Source organism: Sphingobium estronivorans (assembly GCF_008692605.1).
Taxonomy (GTDB): domain Bacteria; phylum Pseudomonadota; class Alphaproteobacteria; order Sphingomonadales; family Sphingomonadaceae; genus Sphingobium; species Sphingobium estronivorans.
In genome coordinates this window covers 38,904-58,006 of sequence record NZ_LFCT01000001.1, presented here as the reverse complement: position 1 = coordinate 58,006, position 19,103 = coordinate 38,904, and the positions used below count along the sequence as shown (strand labels likewise).

Here is a 19,103-nt window from a genome sequence, read left to right as displayed (position 1 = left end):
GGGGAGGGGGATCGAGGGTGTGTCGCTGCGACAGATGCAGCCGCGCAGGAGATTCCCAAATGACCGACCTTTTTCAGACCGCCGAGCGCGGCGACCGTGCCGCTGCGCACATCCTTCTATCCCAACTGGCGTCAGGCGAGCCGGTCACCCGTCAACATCTCAATCGGGCGATGGTGCAGGCGTTCGGCGGAACCGATGCCGAAGGACGCTGGACGCAGCGCTCAAGCTTCGAGGTGCTAGAGCACGCACTCGCCCTTCATCTCCGTGGATCATTGGCGCCTCTGGCCAGCCTCGCCGATGTCGCCGCGCGGATTGACCTCGCGCAGCGCCTCCCCACTCAGACCGTGCGGAGCGAAGACCAGATCGAATGGCAGCAATTCTCGACTCCTGTCGACATTGCGGCCGTCGCGATTCTGCTCGCAGATGTCCGGCAGGATGATGTCATTCTCGAGCCCAGCGCCGGCAACGGTTTGCTCGTTGCACAGCTTGGGGCTCATCGATCGCTGCATCTCAACGAGCTCGATCCGATCCGCCGCGATCGCCTGCACGGCGTTTTCCCCGGCGCAACGATCACCGGCCATGATGGGGCGATTCTTGATGCTGCTCTTGGCGACGCACCGCGTCCTTCCCTGATCCTCATGAATCCGCCGTTTTCGCGGTCGCTCGGCCGCGGCGTCGATGATCTTGCGGCCGTTCGGCATCTTCAGGCTGCACTTCGCCGATTGCAGACTGGGGGCCGCCTCGTTGCCATCATGCCCGACTGGTTCGGACCGACCACCCGAATGCGCGACCACTACGAGACCGTCCTTCGCGGATCGACAGTGCAAGCCTCTGTTCGACTTGAAGGCTGCTATCTCAAACACGGCACGTCTATCGACGTGCGAATCTTCGTCATCGACAAGGTCGCCGGCAGGCTCGCACCAGAAGTCATCCAGGGTGGATCAATCGCGGAACTGCTCGACGTTCTCACCGTGACACCTCGCCTGTCCCTTGTCGCAGATCAGCCGGCACCCGCGCCGAAGCGGGGCGGAGGCATCTCGCTCTTCAGAGCGGTCAAAAGCGCCAAGCCCATGCCCCGGGCCTTTCACGCTGCCGTGCGCAACCATGTCTTGCCGGTTGCTTACACCAGGCTCGAAACCCCGGCGCCGCTGCTCGAACAGACCGGCGTCTATCTGCCCTATCGGCCAAGCCGCCTGGTTTTCGACAAAGCCGGCGAACACCCGACTGCGCTCGTCGAATCCGTTGCCATGGGATCAATCCCAGCGCCGATCCCCGATTACGTCCCTTCGCTGCCGGAGCGGACTGTCACAGAGCGTTTGCTCTCGGCCTCCCAGCTCGAAACCGTCGTTTACGCCGGCCATGCCTGGGCTCAGACGATCCCTGGGCGCTTCGCACCGGACAAGGATGGTGTCGGCCTCGTTATCTCGGAGGAGGGCCGCGGCTACCGAAAGGGTTTCTTCCTCGGGGACGGAACCGGGGCAGGCAAGGGTCGCCAAATCGCGGCCGCCATTCTTGACAACTGGCTTCAGGGGCGGCGTCGCAATATCTGGGTCACCAAGAACGCGCCCCTCCTCGAAGATGCTCGCCGTGATTGGACGGCCCTCGGCGGGCTCGCCGGTGACATTCAGCCCATATCGAACTGGAAGATCGACGAACCCATCAGGCTTGACCAGGGCGTCCTTCTGGTCACCTATCCGACCCTTCGATCGATGCGCGGGGAACATAGCCGGCTGAAGCAGATCATCGACTGGGCCGGCGCCGATTTCGACGGCGTCATCGCCTTCGACGAAGCGCACGAGATGGGCGGTGTCGCAGGAGGCGAGGGCGCACTCGGAGCCAAGGAGGGATCGCAACAGGGCATCAGCGGCGTTCGGCTCCAGAACCATCTGCCCGCCGCGCGGATCCTCTACGCCTCTGCGACGGGGGCGTCCGAGGTCAACAACCTTGCCTATGCCGTGCGGCTCGGGCTCTGGGGACCGGAGACGGCGTTCGCCAATCGCGAGCAATTCATCTCCAGCATTCGCCAGGGCGGGATCGCCGCCATGGAATTGGTCGCACGCGATCTCAAGGCGACTGGGCTCTACATGGCGCGAGCGCTGAGCTTCGCCGGTGTCGAATATGAGATCCTGCGGCACGAACTGACGCCCGCGCAGATCGAGATCTACGACACTTACGCCAATGCCTGGTCCATCATCCACCGGAACATGGAAAAAGCCCTGGAACTCACCGGCGTCGTCGATGGTCTCGAGAACACCACTTTGAATAGCGGGGCGAAGGCATCGGCCCGCTCGCGCTTCGAGTCCACCAAGCAGCGTTTCTTCGGCCAGGTGCTGCTTTCGATGAAGCTGCCAACGGTCATCGCCGCGGTCGGCGAGCATCTTATGGCGGGCCAGTCGGTGGTGCTTCAACTGGTGACGACGGCCGAGTCCATCCTCGACCGGCGATTGGGCATGCTCAGCCCGGATGAGCGCGTCGACCTCGAAATCGACCTCAGCCCTCGTGAATATGTCATCGATTATCTCGAGCGCGCTTTCCCTACTCGCCAAATGCGCGTCTTCACCGACGACACAGGCACGCAGCGCTCCGAGCCGATGACGGACGAGACGGGTAATCCCGTCTACAATCCCGAAGCCGAAGCTGCCCGCGCGCTGATGATCGAGCATCTTTGCGCATTGCCGCCGATCATGTCGGCGCTCGACGGCATCCTGGAGCATTTCGGGCATGATCGTGTCGCGGAAGTCACTGGGCGGACAAAACGCCTAATCTCGACGGGCGACGGCCGGCAGAAGCTGGAAACCCGTTCGACCCGTACCAGTCAGGCCGAGGCCGCGGCCTTCATGCAGGGGCTGAAGCGCGTCCTCATTTTCTCGGACGCCGGCGGGACGGGGCGATCCTATCACGCATCAATGGACGTGCCGAACCAGGAGCAACGCGTCCATCTGTTGCTCGAGCCGGGCTGGCGCGCGGACCGCGCCATTCAGGGCCTTGGCCGAACCCATCGGACCCATCAGGCGAGCACGCCACTGTTCCGGCCCGTCACGACCGACTGCAAAGGCGAACTCCGCTTCACCAGCACGATTGCGAGGCGGCTCGACAGCCTCGGCGCACTCACACGGGGTCAGCGCCAGACCGGCGGTCAGAATCTCTTCGACCCGGCTGATAATCTGGAGAGCGAATATGCTTGCGCTGCGCTGGTGACGTGGTTCCACTTGCTGGTCGATGGCAAGCTCAAGAGCATCTCGCATTCGGAATTCGAGGATCGGACCGGTCTCGAGCTCTGCGACAAGGACGGCGTCCTGAAAGAGGAACTGCCGCCCATCCAGCGATGGCTAAATCGCATCCTCGCGCTTCCCATCGGCCTGCAGAACAGCATCTTCGATGAGTTTCTGTCCCTGGTCGAGACACGGGTATCGGCGGCGAGGGAGGCTGGCCGGCTCGATGTCGGTGTCGAGACGATCCTCGTCGATTCCGCCACCTTGATCGACGACACACTGCTCCGGACCGACCCGGTCAGCGGGGCGACGTCGCACTTGCTGACCATCGAGATCGCGCGGCGGCGGACCCCTGTCACCTTGGAGCGCGTGCTGCGTATCGCCGACAGCGATAGCACCGCCGTATTTCTGCTCAACGCCAAGTCGGGGATGGTCGCGCTGCAGACCCGCGCCCGAGCGCTCATGGAGGAGAAGGACGGAACGCCGATCCCGCGCTTCGAGCTGACGAGGCCGACCCGGCGGGAATATATCCGCGAGCATGAGCTCTTCGAGAGCGCCTGGAAAATAGTCGATCGGGACGCCTTCTGCGCGAAATGGCAGGCCGAAGCCGATGAAGCGGCGAACAAGGTCGACACCGAGACGATCCGCCTCGCGACCGGCTTGCTTCTGCCGATCTGGTCGGCGCTGCCCAGCGATCATCTGGTGGTCAACCGCATCGCTGACAAAGCGGGAAATAGCTGGCTCGGCCGCCTCGTTTTCGACGAGCACGTTGTCCAGCTTTTCACCAAGCTCGGCATCGATCGCGCCGAGAACCTGCCGCCCTCGGACATCATCAAATCGGCCCATTCCGGTCGAAGCGTTGATGTTGCCCGCCCATTCCCCATGACGATCCGCCGCGCGATGGTGAACCGAAATCATCGCATCGAGATAGTCGGGGCGCCGTCGGATCAGCTCGCCTGGCTGAAATCCTTGGGCTGCTTCACCGAGATCATTCAGTACCGGACACGGGTGTTCCTTCCGGTGAGCATCGCCGCCGACATCCTTGGGCGCATTCTCGCCGATCCTGGGTGAGCGCGGGTCGCCCTTGGTCAAACGACCGAGGCCGCTCTTGGGAAAGAGGGAAGGGGGAACGGGGTGGTGTCCGGGAATTGCCGGACGCCAAGAGGAGTGACCCCGGTGATCCAGACCATCAAACTCGCCAAGCTGCGGCTCTCGCCGATCAACGTCCGTACCGCACCGGACGAACAGCTTCAGATTGAACCCATGGCCGCCAGTATCGAGGCCAAGGGCGTCCTTCAGAATCTGCTCGTCACGCCCGCCAAAAAGCCGCGCGGCACCTTCGAGGTCTTCGATGGCGGACGCCGTTGGCGCGCGCTTCGCCTGCTCGCCGAGCGCGGTACGATCTCGGAAGCCGATTTCGATGTCCCCGTCATGATCCTTACCGGCGACGATGCCGAATTGTCCGAAACGTCCACGGCGACCAACTTCCATCAGCTCAAGATGACCCCCGCCGAGGAATGCCGCGCCTTTCAGCACTTCATCGGCTCGACCGGCGATCTCGATGCTGTCGCAAAGCGTTTCGGCGTGACACGTCGCTTCGTCGAGGGGCGCCTGCGCCTCGCCTCGCTGGCAGCGCCGATCTTCGACGCCTTGAGCAAAAGCGAGATCACGCTCGACATCGCCAAAGCCTATGCGTCGACCGAAAGCCACGACAAGCAGCTTCTGGTCTGGAACAGCTACCAGAATGGCCACGTAACGGCCGACACCATCCGCCGCGTCATCGCCAATGAGACGCTCAAGGCCAGCGATCCGATCGCGATTCTGGTCGGCGAGGAGCGGTATCGCGCGGCAGGCGGCAAGGTCGATGGCGACCTCTTCACCGACGGCAACGACCGCTGGAACAATCCCGAGATCGCGCACCGTCTCGCCGGCGACATCATGGAGGCCGAAGCGAGACGCATCGGTGAGGAGACGGGCCTTGCCTGGATCAGGCCGATCGCCAGCAACTACGCCCACAACGCCGCCCACGGCCTCTACCGTGCCATCCTGCAGCCGCCCGCGCTCACCGAGGAGCAATCCGCCCGCCTTGGCGAGATCGAGGCGCGCCGCGCCGAGCTCGAGGCCGAAATGCAGGACGAATCCATCTCGCCCGATGCCTACAAGGCCCTGGACCAGGAGGATGACCGACTGATCGCCGAGGCCGAGGCGATCGAGCATCGCGCGCCCGTGCTGCCAGATGAGCTGCGGCCGCATGTCGGCGCGTTTCTGCTTCTGACGCCGCAGGGCGAGATGCGTCTCGACACCCAATTTTATAGCGAGCAGGAGCTCATCGTCGAAGAACCCGACGCGATCGATGATGCGGGCGGCGGAAATCCCGGCGAACCCGACGAGGGCGGGGCGGGCAGGTTTCGCGTCGGCGTGAAGGATTCGCCCGAGCCAGCTCGCCGACCCGAAGCTGTGGCACCTGGCGGCAAGCCGCTCAGCAATCGGCTCTACGACGAGCTTGCCATACAACGCCGCGATATTCTCGCATCCTGTCTGCTCGCTCAGCCGGCGCTCGCGCTCGATTACGCGCTGTTCGTCATGATCGACGCCCGGGTTTTCGCCGGCGGCGGTTCTGCCGACGAGATCGTTCAATATGGCACCACCATCTGCGCTGATGCCCCGCAGGATCCCGTCACGGCGGATTTGCCCGGCTCACGCGCCCGGTCCTACCTGGCCGAAGCGCATGATGGCCTTGATGCCGGATGGTGCGACCACGATCACGAAATCGATCGGTTCGAAGGGTTTCGCGCGCTCGATGACGACAGCAAGGCGCAGTGGCTGGCCTATATCGTTGCCATGTCGATCGAGGCCAAGCCGCGCGGGGCCAGCGGCCAGGTCGCGATCCACAATCGATTGGCCTCGATCCTCGAGATCGACGTTGCGAGCTGGTGGCGTCCGACCGCGGAAAACTTCTTCGATCGGGTCAACAAGGGCAGCATTTTGAGCCTGCTTCATGACGTCGGCGGCGGCGCGCTGACGGCTCGGCACGCCACCCTGAAGAAGGCGGAGATCTCGGAGAGCTGTGAAAAACTCTTCGCCGGGGCGGCCATTGTCGAGCCCGAGACGAAGGACGCTGTGCTCGCATGGGTGCCGGACGCGATGCGCTTTGGTGCTGCGGCCCCGTGCCCGACCGATCGTCTCGGTGGCGAGCCGGATCGCTCTGCGTTGTCGGATGATCACATGGCGGAAGGCGCTTCGGTCGCGGACGATACGGTGATCGAGCCGGTCGAAGCCTGACCCAGCAGGACAGGGGGGCGGTCGGCGCCACTTGCGCGATCGTCCCCTCCCGCACGCTTGCCTCTCCCGAACCCCATCGTCATCCCGCTGGAGCATCAGCCATGCCTGCGAAAGCCCGTCCGAGCCGCGACGTCGCGGCCGAAATCACCAACCTCATCATCAGAAAGCTGGAAGAAGGCGTCCCGCCCTGGACTCGGCCCTGGCGGGTTGCCGGCGCCGGTGGCCGTCCGCTCCGACACTGCGGCACGCCCTATACCGGGATCAACACGGTCTATCTTTGGGCGATCGCAGACGCGAACGGCTATCGCTCGCGCTACTGGATGACGTATCGCCAGGCCGAAGCGCTCGGCGGCCATGTTCGCCGGGGGGAGCACGGCTCGCTCTCGGTCTATTATTCGAGCTTCAAAAAGACCGAGTCGGACCGGGTGACCGGTGCCGAGAGCGAACGCAGCATTCGTTTCCTTCGCCATTATCTCGTGTTCAACGCCGATCAGATCGATGGGCTGCCCGCCTATTTCTATCCGGACGACGCGACCCCTGCGCCGATCGATCCATCTGCGCGGCAAGCTGCCATCGACGAGTTCTTCGATCATGTGCCGGCAGATGTTCGACATGGCGGCGATCGCGCCTTCTTCCACCCGACATTTGATTTCATCCAGATGCCGCACCGGCGGTCATTCACAACGATGGATCATTACGCCTCGGTGAGGGCACACGAGACCGTTCATTGGTCAGGCGGCAGCTCGCGCCTTGCCCGGACCTTCGGCAAGCGGTTCGGCGACAAAGCTTATAGTTTCGAGGAGCTTGTGGCTGAGATCGGAAGCGGCCTGATTTGCGCGCATTTGGATCTGCCGAACGAACTGCACGACAATCATGCGAGCTACGTCGCCCACTGGCTCGGCATTTTGCGCGCGGACAAGACCGCAATCATTCACGCCGCCTCGAAAGCTGAGCAGGCCTTCAACTACCTTCTGGCGTTTGGCGACAGCGACGACACGGCGTCATCGGCCGAGGGGGTCAGGCAGATCCTCGAGGCGGCCTGACCGCCGCTAATCCGAATTTTCCCCGACATCACAGGAGATACCGATGGGCTGGCTCACCATGTCCCGTTTCCACATGGGCGGACACAAGACCGCCAAGGATTATCTGGACGCGCAATTCACCTATAGCCGCGAGGCGGACGGGACGATCAAGGGACTGAAGGTGCTCGCCTCATCCTGCCCCCAGAATCGCACCTATTATGCTGCGGCTCAGGTGATGATCGACGGCGTCGGCAAGGAGGTTTTCGCGATCGTCTGCAAGGTGATGTGGAATCCCAAAAGCAAGTCCGGCGAGCATTTCGGCTACAAGGATATGGACGAATCTGTCGGCCCCTATGAGGATAGCTGTCCCCGCCACATTCTCGACCTTCTGACCCCGACCGACCGGGAGCACGCCCTCGACTGGCGCGCGCGGTGCCGTGCCAACCTGGCCCGCCGATCGCGCAAGATCGAGGACGGCGACCGGATCAAACTGGCCCAGGCGCTGACCTTCTCCGATGGTCATGTGGGTGACGAATTTATCGTCGTGAAGCGCGGCCGCCGCCTGAGTTTCCGCGATCCCGCGACTCGCTGCGGCTATGCGATCAGCCGGTTCATGGAGCGCGACTGGACGATCCTGCCGGTCACTAAGGTTCACAAGACGATCTTTGCATGAGTGCGTCAGCCAGTATCATTCCCGCAGCAGGGAGAAGCCATCATGTTTGCCGCGTGTCTTGAATTGTCGCCCAAGCGTCTGCAGCTTTGCAGCCGCGAGAACGCCAATCGCGTCGCAGGTCGCCTATTCGACGAGCGGCCGGGTAGGCTGTCGATCGTCCGCACTGGCGATCCGCTGCAACCATTCCGGGTCTGCACGACGCCGGCGGCCGATGATCATGTCGAGGTGGAGATGACATTTTGATCCGGATCGCGGCGGCCATCATCCTCGCGGGCGGAGCCGCTCTCACATCGCCCTCATGGTCTCAGAGTTTCGACGCGAAGGCGCGGGCGCTCGATGGCGATACCGTGGCCGTCGATTTCCGGTTGCTTGGGGTCGACGCATTCGAGCGCGGGCAGCTCTGTCGGCGCGCCTCGGGATGTTGGCAGTGTGGGAAGGCCGCACAGGATTTCGCCGCGAACGCCCTGCGTTCCAAGGCCGCGACGATCCGGCTCGTGTCTTCGTCTTCTTATGGCCGCCCCGTTGCGGTCGTTACAGTCGACGGCGCGGATTTGGGAGAGCGTCTTATCCGCGCGGGTCTCGCGACCCCGCAGGCGAGTTATCTCAGAGACGATCCCGCTCGCCTGCGCGCATATAATGCGGCCTTCGCTTCGGCCAGGAGGCAAAGGGCAGGGGCCTTTGCCGGAGACTGGATCGAACCGTCGCGCTGGCGGCACGGGAACCGCCTGAGCTGCGAGCGCTGATGGTCAGGCCGACAAAGTCGGGTCGGCCCACCAAGATGGTCCCTGCTCGAAATTTCCGTCCATCCTGACCAACGGCCCATCGGGCGCGTCGGCCACATAGGGGTTCACGAGCGGCATCACCGTCTCCTTCAGGCGCTTCTGTTCGCCTGCGATGCGCCCGCGCCGCTCCAGCAGATCCTCCAGCCATTCAAGATCGTCGAGCATCGACACCACGCCGCGGCCGGCGAGGCAGAAATAGATGCAGCGCTGAAAATCGTCGGCACCATCATTGCCCAGGATCTCCGCCAGCTTCAGCTTGCCCGCCGAAACCCCTTCATGCACCCAGCTTACCGCCTCGCGCAGCTCCCGCACCGAATAGTAGGCGTCCTCGACATGAATGCCGATCGCCGCATTGGCGATCATCCGACGGGTCGGCCGGTTCTCCATATCCAGCGCCGCATCCCGCAGCGTTATGTCGAGATCGAACAGGTGTCGGATGCTGGGCGTCGTCATGGCAAATCTCCTACTCATTAGAACGTAACGTGAACATGCGCGACCGTCAATTGTCCGCGTGCTTCCGTTGCGAGCGGAGCGCGCATCATGCCCATCAACGTCATCGTCGGCCTTCCGCACCTGAACGATGGGCCGATCCTTCAGCGGGCACGCGCGCTTGGCCGGACCGCGCTCATCTCGGCGAACGCGCTTTCACGTTGGTCCGAAAAGCGCGGCTGGCGGGAATGGACCGGATGGCGCCTGGGGCAACTCCAGAATGCACGGGGTTTGTCCGGCCTCTGCCTGGACTCCGCAGGCTTCGTCGCGACTGCGCGCTATGGTGGCTTCCCGTGGTCCCTGTCGGACTATGTATCGCTCGCGGCGGCCTATCCATTCCAATGGTGGGCAAGTGCCGATTACTGCGTCGAGGCTGAGATCGCGCGAGATCGCGACGAAGTCTTCGACCGCCTGTCGCGCACCATCCGCGCCAATCGCGACTGCCGCATCCTGGGCGAGGATGCCGGAATAGCCGACAGACTGATGCCTGTGATCCAGGGCCGGCGACCATCCGACTATGAGCGCTGTGTCGATGCGCTCTGGGGTTCGCTCCGCCCCGGCGCATTGATCGGTGTCGGAAGCATGTGCCGGCGCGATATTCACGGACCGGAAGGCCTGATCGCGGTCATCGACCATCTCGATCAGATTCTTCCGGCCGGTGTTCTGCTCCACGCATTCGGCGTCAAGGGCACGGCACTGCCCTTCCTTCTGCCTTTCGCACACCGGGTCGCGTCGATCGACAGCCAGGCCTATGGCGTCGGTGCGCGTCGGGCAGCCCTGAAGGCGGGGATCTCCAAGACCGATCGCGTCGTGGCCGATTACATGGAGCAATGGCTCGCCGGTCAGTACCACCGACTAACCGAGCGGCCGCGCCGCCTTCCGCAGCAACGGCCTGCTGACGCAGATCCTCCGCCGATCGATCCCTGGGAGGCCGCAATCGCGCAGGCCCGTACCGAAATCCGCGATCTCATCGAGTCCGGCGATCTTTTAGGTCCGGTCCTCTGATCTGTCTCATTAGGAACGGATGCGGAGAGGGATCAGGCCGACCGCCGCGCTAACCCAAAGAGCTGGCGGTGGTCGGCCTGATCCCTCGCTTGGCGAGGCGCTCGACTTAAGCGATCGACTGCGATGCCAGATCGGGGGCGGCATCCTGCTTTGCCGCCTCCGCCTTCCGCTCCGAATAGCGGTCGACGAGCTGCACGGCGTGCCCACGGGTGAGCACGGTAAAGCGCACCAGCTCCTCCATCACATCGACGATGCGGTCATAGTAACTGGAGGGCTTCATGCGACCGGCTTCGTCGAACTCCTTGTAGGCCATCGCCACGCTTGACTGGTTGGGGATGGTGAACATCCGCATCCAGCGGCCGAGCAGCCGGAGCGTGTTGACCGCGTTGAACGACTGCGATCCGCCCGACACCTGCATCACCGCCAGCGTGCGGCCCTGGGTCGGGCGCATCCCCTTCATCTCCAGCGGCAGATGGTCGATCTGCGCTTTCATGATACCGGTGATCTGGCCGTGACGCTCCGGGCTGCACCACACCATGCCCTCCGACCACATGGCATGGTCGCGCAGTTCATGGACGGCGGGATGATCGTCGCCCTTCACCTGATCGGGCAACGGCAGGTCGGTCGGATCGAAGATGCGCGTCTCCGCCCCGAAGAACTGGAGCAACCGTGCCGCCTCCTCGACTGCGAAACGCGAGAAGGACCGTTCGCGCAATGAACCATAGAGCAGCAGGATACGCGGCGGTGGATCGCCCGCACCAAGCCCGAACGCGGGCCGCTCATGGACATAGCGGAGATCGAGCGCCGGCAGATGATCCGGGTCGGTCAACTCGCTGATACGGGTCAAGCAGCGGCTCCCTTCTCATACCAGCCGCGTGTCCGCTTCACGATCGCCACGACCGACAGCATCACCGGCACCTCGACCAGCACGCCAACCACCGTGGCGAGCGCGGCGCCGGACTTGAGGCCGAACAGGCTTATTGCGGCGGCCACCGCCAGCTCGAAGAAATTGGACGCGCCGATCAGCGCGGCGGGCGCCGCCACGCACCATGCGACGCCAAAACGGCGGCTCAGCCAATAGGCCAGCCCGGCATTGAAATAGACCTGTACCAGAATCGGCACGGCGATGAGCGCGATCACAAAGGGCTGCGCGACGATTGCCTCGCCCTGGAAGCCGAACAGCAACATCAGCGTCGCCAGCAGGGCGGTGAGCGACACCGGCCCGAGCCGGGCCAGCAGCCGGTCAAGCGCGGCCTGTCCGCCTGATGCCAGCACGGCGCGACGGACGAGCTGCGCGACGATCACCGGCACGACAATGTAGAGGCCGACCGAGAGCAACAGCGTATCCCACGGCACCGTCACCGAGGCGACGCCGAGCAGCAGCCCGACCAGCGGTGCGAAGGCGAACACCATGATGAGGTCGTTCAGCGCCACCTGGCTCAACGTGTAATTGGGTTCGCCGTCGCAGAGGTTCGACCACACGAACACCATTGCCGTGCAGGGCGCAGCCGCCAGCAGGATCAGCCCGGCGATATAGGACGGCGCTTCGCCCGCCGGCAGCAACGGCGCGAACATCCAGCCCAGGAACAGCGTGCCGAGCAGCGCCATCGAGAAAGGCTTGACCGCCCAATTGATGAACAGCGTGACACCGACGCCCTTCCAATGCTGGCGCACCGATCCCAGCGCGCCGAAGTCGATCTTGAGCAGCATCGGCACGATCATCAGCCAGATCAGCACCGCGACGACGAGATTGACCCGCGCCACCTCGGCGGAGGCAATCGCGCCGAACAGGCCGGGCAACATATGGCCGAGCGCGATCCCAGCAACGATGCAGAGCGCCACCCACAGGGTCAGATAGCGCTCGAAGAAGGAGATGCCGGGACGAGCCGGCGTGGCGTCGAGAACGGTCGCCATGCCTCAGATCACCCGCGCGCCGGCCGCATCGACGACCTGTTGGCCGTCCTCCTTGGCGAATGCGCCCTGTTGCGGTGCGGGTAGCAGGTCCAGTACCGCCTCCGAAGGGCGACACAGTTTCACGCCGAGCGGCGAGACGACCAGCGGCCGGTTGATGAGGATCGGGTGTGCCATCATTGCGTCGATCAGGGCTTCATCTGACAGCGAGGGATCGCCCAGGCCTAGTTCGGCATAGGGCGTGCCCTTCTCGCGCAGCAGCTCGCGCGGCGTGATCCCGGCGCGCGCGATGAGCTGGACCAGCAATGGCCGCGACGGTGGGGTCTTCAGATATTCGATGACATGCGGCTCGATCCCGGCATTGCGGATCAGGCCCACCACGTTGCGCGACGTGCCGCACTCCGGGTTGTGATAGACGATGATGTCGGTCACGCCGCATCTCCCCGGCGAGTGGTCGAGCCTTCGGTATGGCCGATCTCGCGCAGCTTGGCGGTCAGCGCCGTGGCTTCGAGCTTGTCGATCGGCAGCGAGATGAACAGCCGGATACGGTTTTCCAGATAGTTCAGCGCCATCACGAAAGCGCGTTCGCGCTCTATGTCACCGCCCTGGACATGGCTTGGATCTTCGATGCCCCAATGGGCCGTCATTGGATGGCCGGGCCATACCGGGCAGACTTCACCGGCTGCGTCGTCGCAGACGGTGAACACGAAATCCATGACCGGCGCACCGGGCCGGGAAAACTCCTCCCAGCTTTTCGAGCGCAGGCCCTCGGTCGGATAGTCGAGCCGTTCCAGCAGTGCGAGCGCGTCGGGGTTAACCGCGCCCTTGGGATAGCTCCCGGCCGAGAAGGCATGGAAGCGACCTTGGCCGAGCTTGTTCATGGCGCTCTCGGCGAGGATCGAGCGTGCCGAATTGCCGGTGCAGAGGAACAGGACGTTGAACACGCGATCGGTGGACATGGCAGTCTCCGTCAGCAGCAGGGGACGAGTTCGGCGACGAGCGGTGCACACAGTTCCGGTTTTCCGGCGCAGCAGTCCTTCACCAGAAAGAGGGTCAGCGCGCGCAGCGCATCGAGGTCGGCGCAGTAGATGATCGACCGGCTTTGCCGCTCGGACTTCAGCAGGCCCGCGCGCGTCAACGCGGCGAGGTGCGCGGACATCGTGTTCTGAGGAACGTCGAGCGCTTTTGCGATCTCGCCGGCGGGCAATCCTTCGGGCTCGTGGCGCACCAGCAACCGAAATGCGTCAAGGCGTGTGCCCTGCGCGAGAGCGGCCAGGGCCGTGATAGCCGAATCAGTATCCATATATCCGAGATAGTGGATATATGGATGAATTGGAACAGGCGTCGTGTCGCCCGGCCCAAAAAGTGCTCGCTCAGCCGACTGTCCGAACTGGAAAGGCCGGGATGATGCTAGAATAACCGCCCTGATCCCGCGTGCGTGAGGCGGAGGTGTGATCCATGGTGACGATCATCCGTGCCGTTCCAGGTGAGCCCGGCATTCCCGCCGGGTTCCCCATCCTGTTCGACGCGAACATGGCCATCATCGAGCCGGCCTTTGCCTATCTGCTCGAACATGCCGAGGTTCATGGCCACTCCCAGGCCTCGGAGACGGTACGGACCTATGGCGAGCACCTGTATGAGTGGTTCGATGCGCTCGAGCAGTCCAACATCAAATGGGATGTCGCTGACGAGCATATACTCGCAGCTTATCGATCCCGAATGCTCGAAGGGCCGAGCCAGCATACCGGGCGGCCGTTTGCCCGCTCCACCATCAATGCCCGGGTTGCCACCGTCTATCGCTTCTATTCCTGGGCCCTCGATCACGACTTCATCCGGCATCGTGCGTTCCCGCGACCGTTGCAGACACGGCAGGGCAGGGGACCGCGTGTTGGGCCACAGATCAGACGCCGTTCGACCGGGAGCCTCACGGTCTCGGTCCCGGAGCAACTGCCACGACCAATGCGCCCCGATGAGCTGGCAAGGCTGTTCGCGCAGCTTGCGCCGACCGCGCGCCTTGCAGGGGAGTGGGCGCTGTGCGCAGGCCTTCGACGCAAGGAACTATGTGCTCTGGCGGTCGATCAGATACCGGATAGCTGGTCGCTTCACCCGGAAGAGACGCCGCTTGTAGGCGTGCCGCTCAGCATCACCAAGGGCGACCGGCCGCGAACGGTCTATCCGCCGGTTCGCCTGCTTGATCGCACGCACTGGTATATCGGAGAGGACCGGGCCCGGATCGTGCGGCGCGCGCGCAATGCCGATCCCCGCTACAGGGCGCCGCCCAATCTTCTCCTGAATGAACATGGCCGTGCGATGACGCGCAAACGCCTGACGGCGCTTCTGTCCGAGGCGTTCGCGGCCGCTGGGTTGCCCGGCACGCTGCATTGGCTCCGTCACACCTTCGCGATGGTGATGCTCACGCGGCTTCAGATCCAGGCTCGTGCCAATCCGGCGCTGAATCCGCTGAAGATCGTCCAGGTTCTGTTGGGCCATGCCTCGATCGCGACGACCGCCATCTACCTGCGCTGCGTCGAGCTGTACGAACCCGATATCAACGAGAGCCTTGCCTGGCTCTACGGCGAAGCGATCAACGATGCTGGCTGAGGGACGGATCGACCGCCGTATCGCGATCGATCGAGCATCGACCGCGCAAGCGCCAGATGATCGACGCTTCTCCTTTCGTGATGAATGGGGACAGGTCGTGCAGACGTTCGATCCGGTCGCCCTCGACATGCCACATGACCTCACCTGCGCCTTTGTCGAGGCGTTCAGGGTTCATGATGCCGGATCTTCGATCTCCACACGACGCGGACGCTGGAGAGTGATCCGGCGCTTCGGTCGCTTCCTACGCACAGAAGGCGTAAGCTGTGCTGCTGATGTGAACGCCGGCACGATCCGGCGCTACATTGATGCGCTGGCACCCTCGATAGAAGGCCGCCAGCTCAGCCGAGCCACGATGGCTCAACGCTTCGCCAGCCTGAAACCATTGCTCGAGCGCATCGAGCAGACCGATCCGGATCTGTTCGGGAGCGCGCTCGCCATCCCCTACAGCCCGTTCCCCAGCACGGGGTGGGCGCCAGAACCCAAAGCCCGGCTCACGGCAGCGGAAATGAAAACGATCCTCGCGGCCGCCTATGAAGAGATCGACATCGCATGGGCGCGGTTCCAGCGCGGCCAGAAGATCATCGCCTCTCCCCAACCCCCGGAGGGAACTGGTCCGAGAGAGGCGCTCGCGCGCTGGGTGTGGAAACTCCACCGGATCGGCGGCGGCATCGCTCCGAGCGGCGAGGCAATCCGCGCTGCCGGGATCAACCCGAACTCGCTCGAGCATCATGGACGTCAGGAGGCGATCGCTCAGCATTATCACCTGACCTCGCACACGATGGGGCCGTTCTTTGTCGCGCTGGCGATCCAGCTTGCCGCCAATCCCCAGCCTCTTCGGGCGATCCGCCGCGACTGCCTCGTGCCCCATCCACTCGATGATCATCGGGTCATGGTGGAATGGCTCAAGCAGCGGGGCGGTCGAACTCCGAAAATGCAGCGTCGGTCCTTCGACCGCCGTAAAATGCGATCCGCACCGCGTCTGATCGAAATGCTGCTGGCGATGACCGAGCCGCTGATCGAGCATGCTCCGCCTGAAGAACGGGAATGTCTGTTCCTGATCCGCTATCTGTCGCGGGCCTATTATCGCAGGCACGACTATCCTGCCGGCCTGATCGCGCCCGACAGCATCCCCGGGTTCATCAATCGCTTCATCGGCCGCACCAACAGGCGGATCGAACGCTGGAACACCGCACATCCGGAGCAACCGAAACCACTGGTGCCCAAGTTCACGGCCTCGCAACTACGCGGCAGCGTCGCCACGGAGCATTATCTGGCTTCTGGCGGCGACCTGCGCGCGGCAGGGACGGTTCTCAATCACGCCAGCCTCGTCACGACCGATCGCTACGTCGAGGGACCGGCCGCACGGAAGCTCGAGCAGGAGACGATCGCGCGCCTTCAGAAGCTCATGGTAGCCTGGGTCTGCGGACCCGACCGGAAGGAGCCCGCCCGCCACGGCCCGGTAACGGCATTGTTCGGGCATCGTTGTCTGGCGCCTGTCGAACAGGGCGCTGACGGAAATCCGCATCTCTGTCCGAGACTGCGAGGTTGCCTTGCCTGTCCGGGGCTGATCGTTCCGCTTGATGTCGAGCGGTTCGCGCGCGTGCTGCAAGCTCGCCGGCATCTTCTCGACGCCCGCGATCAGATCGATCCGGCTCGCTGGGCGTTGTTCTATGCGCCCAGCTTGCAGGTGCTCGAACATGATCTTCTTCCGGCGTTCCCGCCCGACTTGAGGGAGGAGGCAGAACAACGGGCCGCGATGCTCCCCGATCTCCCGGAACTGGAATGAGCGTTCCGCTCCTCGCCTTGCCGCAGGCCTCGCTGCGCGTCTCTCCGCACTCGATGTTCGGCGACGACCATTGGCAGATGGCGACAGGCGTCGTGGGTCAGCGGGACACCACCTTCCGCGTCGACTGGGGGTTCACACTGCCCGACGGAAGCCGGTTCAACGAGCCGCATTGGCGGACGCTGCGCGAGGCGAGCAAGCATCTGCTCTGGTCGTTGCACAGCGATCCACCTCCCGGTCGATCCGCGCTCTCGTTACGTTCGCTTGGAACGCAGGGAACGCTCCAGCGGGTCGTGCTGGAATGGATGGCGGGCCGCGGCCTGGCTCGATGGTCGGAACTGGATGACGAGGCCATCCGGCATCTATTCGATGATCTCGCCCAGCGCCCGAGAGACAATGGCACGATGGCGCTATCGACCGCGAGCAACTACCGCACGCTGCTGCGGGCGTTTTACCAACAGCGTGAGAAGCTTCCCGACACCCCGAAATCCGCGCCGCCTGCGCTCAATGAGCTGGGCCGTTGGCGCCCGGTCGAGCGGTGGCCCTATACGCCTGATGAAATCGCAATGCCGCTCGTTGCGGGAGCGCTCCATCTCATCGGCGAGCCAGCCGATACCATCCTTCATATGCGTGACGACATACAGGCGCTGCACGATGCGGCTTCCGCAAAAGGGCATGCAAAACCGGGGCGTTCCAGGCGCATACGCCGATACCTGCACGCTGCTCCACCGATCGAGTTTGTTCCTGGGCAGGCTCAGCCGCTGACGGTCCAGCCGATGCTCACCTTCAATGGCATGGTGGCCCGTCTCTACGAGGCTTGCTTCATTGTCCTCGCCTATCTCGTTGGGCCGCGCGCTTCGGAAATCCTATCGCTGGAAGCCGGTTGCATCGAGCGGGTGCAGGGCGAGCAGCAGGAGATGTTCGCCTATCTGACCGGCACGATCCGAAAGGACGCTCCAGGAGACGGAGTGCCGCATCGCTGGATCGCCCCCGAACCCGCCGTTCGCGCCATCGAAGTTCTTGAGCGCCTATCGGCACCATGGCGAGCGATCGACGGCCGACAATATCTCTGGCTGCTCCAGGTCCGCCCGGGGAGCGCGATCCGAACCTCGGCATTGCCGATCGAGCCGCTCACCAGTTCGGCTATGAATATACGCCTGAATGACGGCATTGGGGCCGCGCTTCGCCTTCCCGAAATCAACGGTGAAAGCTGGAGGCTTGCCACCCACCAGGGCCGCAAGACCTTCGCGCGGTTCGTGGGCCGGCGCGACAGGACCGGTCTCGCGGCATTGGCCAAGCATCTCGGGCATGTGACCCGCGCCATGACCGACCGCGCCTATGTCGGCACGGACTTCGAGCTGGTTGAACTGGTCGACGCCCAGGCGGCACGAGAAACCCGCGCCGCGCTCGAAGAGTTGCTGGTCGCGCCTCGCCTGGGCGGCAAGGCGGGGCGCGATCTTGCGGCGCGATCGCCGTTCCGCGGTCGCACGCACGATGGCGACCTCGATGCCTACATCACCCGCCTGTTGGCCGATACCGACATCAGGCTCGGCGTCTGCGACTGGGGCTACTGTCTCTACCGTCGGGAGACGTCTGCCTGCCTCGGGTCCGACAAAGAGCCCAATCCCGTTCTCCGCACGCAGGGCACATGCGTCACTTGCGCGAACTTCGCGGTGAGCGAACGTCACAAGCCGGTCTGGGAAGCCCGCCTGAAACGAAACCTGGCTCTCCTGGAAAGAACCGACCTTGACCCTGAAAGCCGAAATCTGGCGATCACGCGGGTCGAGGAGAGCCGCCGCGTGATCGACGATCTCGATTTGCAGCCCGCCGATGGCAACCTCGGCTGATACGCCCCAAGGGCGTCGCCGCGAGCGGGTCGCTACCCGCCTGCGGGAAGCTCTCGCCGTGTTGCGCGCCGATCCTGAATCCGAAATCTCCGTTGCGGCGCTGGCCCGGCACGCCGGCATCGGACGCAATGCGCTCTACACCAATCATCGCGCTGTGCTTGAAGATCTCCGTGCCCTTCAGGCTGAACGATCTCCGGCTTCGGGTCAGGATGAGGTTCCAAAGCTGGATGGAGGAAAGGGGGAGGCGGAGGTGCGGATCCGGGTGCTGGCCACCGAGAATGCCTCTCTCTTGCGGCGCGCGTTGATCGCGGAGAGCCGCGCGAAGCGGTTGGAGGAGCGCAATGCCGACCTTGTCCGCGAGCTTCGGGACCGACGCAATGTTGCTATGCTGCCGATCGCCCCGCCGAATGCGTCCGAAGAATAGCCGCGCGCGGGGCTAACCAGACGTCCGGTTAGCGAGCGCGCCCGAAAACCCTTCAAGGTCAGCCAACTGGAC

17 protein-coding genes are annotated in these 19,103 nt (G+C 63.9%); 11 read left to right on the top strand and 6 right to left on the bottom strand.

The features are described from left to right. The first annotated feature begins 59 nt into the window (after positions 1-59). From F7P65_RS00305 to F7P65_RS00280, 6 genes are all read left to right on the top strand, one after another. Positions 60-4,283, top strand: coding sequence for a strawberry notch family protein (locus tag F7P65_RS00305; RefSeq protein WP_070936342.1), 4,224 nt, complete (start codon positions 60-62; stop codon positions 4,281-4,283). A gap of 105 nt (positions 4,284-4,388) precedes the next feature. Beyond that, on the top strand, positions 4,389-6,494 hold the full coding sequence (locus F7P65_RS00300; RefSeq protein WP_037505400.1) for a ParB/RepB/Spo0J family partition protein: 2,106 nt from the start codon (positions 4,389-4,391) through the stop codon (positions 6,492-6,494). 101 nt (positions 6,495-6,595) lie between these two features. Further along, positions 6,596-7,537 (top strand): ArdC family protein, encoded by a 942-nt coding sequence (locus F7P65_RS00295; RefSeq protein ID WP_030090556.1) that lies wholly within the window; start codon positions 6,596-6,598, stop codon positions 7,535-7,537. Between the two features lie 43 nt (positions 7,538-7,580). Beyond that, positions 7,581-8,189: a DUF6927 domain-containing protein gene (locus F7P65_RS00290; protein WP_062787886.1), complete on the top strand. Its 609-nt coding sequence runs from the start codon at positions 7,581-7,583 to the stop codon at positions 8,187-8,189. A 42-nt stretch (positions 8,190-8,231) separates the two neighbouring features. Beyond that, positions 8,232-8,432 (top strand): hypothetical protein, encoded by a 201-nt coding sequence (locus F7P65_RS00285; RefSeq protein ID WP_030090560.1) that lies wholly within the window; start codon positions 8,232-8,234, stop codon positions 8,430-8,432. Beyond that, entirely contained in the window at positions 8,432-8,932 is a 501-nt protein-coding gene (locus tag F7P65_RS00280) for a thermonuclease family protein (RefSeq protein WP_369805560.1), read from the top strand. Before F7P65_RS00285 ends, F7P65_RS00280 begins: the two co-directional genes overlap by 1 nt. Positions 8,933-8,935: 3 nt before the next feature. Here F7P65_RS00280 and F7P65_RS00275 read toward each other — a convergent pair whose 3' ends face one another. Next, positions 8,936-9,424 (bottom strand): hypothetical protein, encoded by a 489-nt coding sequence (locus F7P65_RS00275; RefSeq protein WP_030090562.1) that lies wholly within the window; start codon positions 9,422-9,424, stop codon positions 8,936-8,938. An 87-nt stretch (positions 9,425-9,511) separates the two neighbouring features. Between F7P65_RS00275 and F7P65_RS00270 the strand changes: the two genes are divergently transcribed. Next, positions 9,512-10,465: a deazapurine DNA modification protein DpdA family protein gene (locus tag F7P65_RS00270; protein ID WP_150289891.1), complete on the top strand. Its 954-nt coding sequence runs from the start codon at positions 9,512-9,514 to the stop codon at positions 10,463-10,465. A gap of 106 nt (positions 10,466-10,571) precedes the next feature. Here the strand turns inward: F7P65_RS00270 and arsH are convergent, their stop codons facing one another. From arsH to F7P65_RS00245, 5 genes are read right to left on the bottom strand one after another with little or no spacing between them, the layout of a single operon-like run. Further along, complete coding sequence (gene arsH / locus F7P65_RS00265) at positions 10,572-11,312, bottom strand: arsenical resistance protein ArsH (protein ID WP_047100423.1); 741 nt, start codon at positions 11,310-11,312, stop codon at positions 10,572-10,574. After that, positions 11,309-12,379 (bottom strand): ACR3 family arsenite efflux transporter, encoded by a 1,071-nt coding sequence (arsB, locus tag F7P65_RS00260; protein WP_047100424.1) that lies wholly within the window; start codon positions 12,377-12,379, stop codon positions 11,309-11,311. Before arsB ends, arsH begins: the two co-directional genes overlap by 4 nt. A gap of 3 nt (positions 12,380-12,382) precedes the next feature. Next, the gene (arsC, locus tag F7P65_RS00255) at positions 12,383-12,808 is read right to left on the bottom strand and encodes an arsenate reductase (glutaredoxin) (RefSeq protein WP_047100425.1); all 426 of its coding nucleotides are present in this window, start codon (positions 12,806-12,808) and stop codon (positions 12,383-12,385) included. After that, positions 12,805-13,335: an arsenate reductase ArsC gene (locus F7P65_RS00250; protein WP_107394420.1), complete on the bottom strand. Its 531-nt coding sequence runs from the start codon at positions 13,333-13,335 to the stop codon at positions 12,805-12,807. Before F7P65_RS00250 ends, arsC begins: the two co-directional genes overlap by 4 nt. 11 nt (positions 13,336-13,346) lie before the next feature. Next, positions 13,347-13,679, bottom strand: coding sequence for an ArsR/SmtB family transcription factor (locus tag F7P65_RS00245; RefSeq protein WP_047100427.1), 333 nt, complete (start codon positions 13,677-13,679; stop codon positions 13,347-13,349). 155 nt (positions 13,680-13,834) lie between these two features. Between F7P65_RS00245 and F7P65_RS00240 the strand changes: the two genes are divergently transcribed. Genes F7P65_RS00240 through F7P65_RS00225 form a run of 4 tightly spaced genes read left to right on the top strand, consistent with a single transcriptional unit; the run spans position 13,835 to position 19,031 of the window. Then, on the top strand, positions 13,835-14,977 hold the full coding sequence (locus F7P65_RS00240; protein ID WP_047100428.1) for a tyrosine-type recombinase/integrase: 1,143 nt from the start codon (positions 13,835-13,837) through the stop codon (positions 14,975-14,977). Further along, positions 14,967-16,763, top strand: a complete 1,797-nt coding sequence (locus F7P65_RS00235) for a site-specific integrase (RefSeq protein WP_126014903.1) — start codon at positions 14,967-14,969, stop codon at positions 16,761-16,763. Before F7P65_RS00240 ends, F7P65_RS00235 begins: the two co-directional genes overlap by 11 nt. Beyond that, positions 16,760-18,607 carry a site-specific integrase gene (locus tag F7P65_RS00230; protein ID WP_047100429.1) on the top strand — a complete coding sequence of 616 codons (1,848 nt, stop codon included), beginning with the start codon at positions 16,760-16,762 and terminating at the stop codon, positions 18,605-18,607. The genes F7P65_RS00235 and F7P65_RS00230 overlap by 4 nt, the downstream gene beginning before the upstream one ends. After that, positions 18,591-19,031, top strand: a complete 441-nt coding sequence (locus F7P65_RS00225) for a hypothetical protein (protein ID WP_047100430.1) — start codon at positions 18,591-18,593, stop codon at positions 19,029-19,031. The genes F7P65_RS00230 and F7P65_RS00225 overlap by 17 nt, the downstream gene beginning before the upstream one ends. Positions 19,032-19,103: the final 72 nt, after the last annotated feature.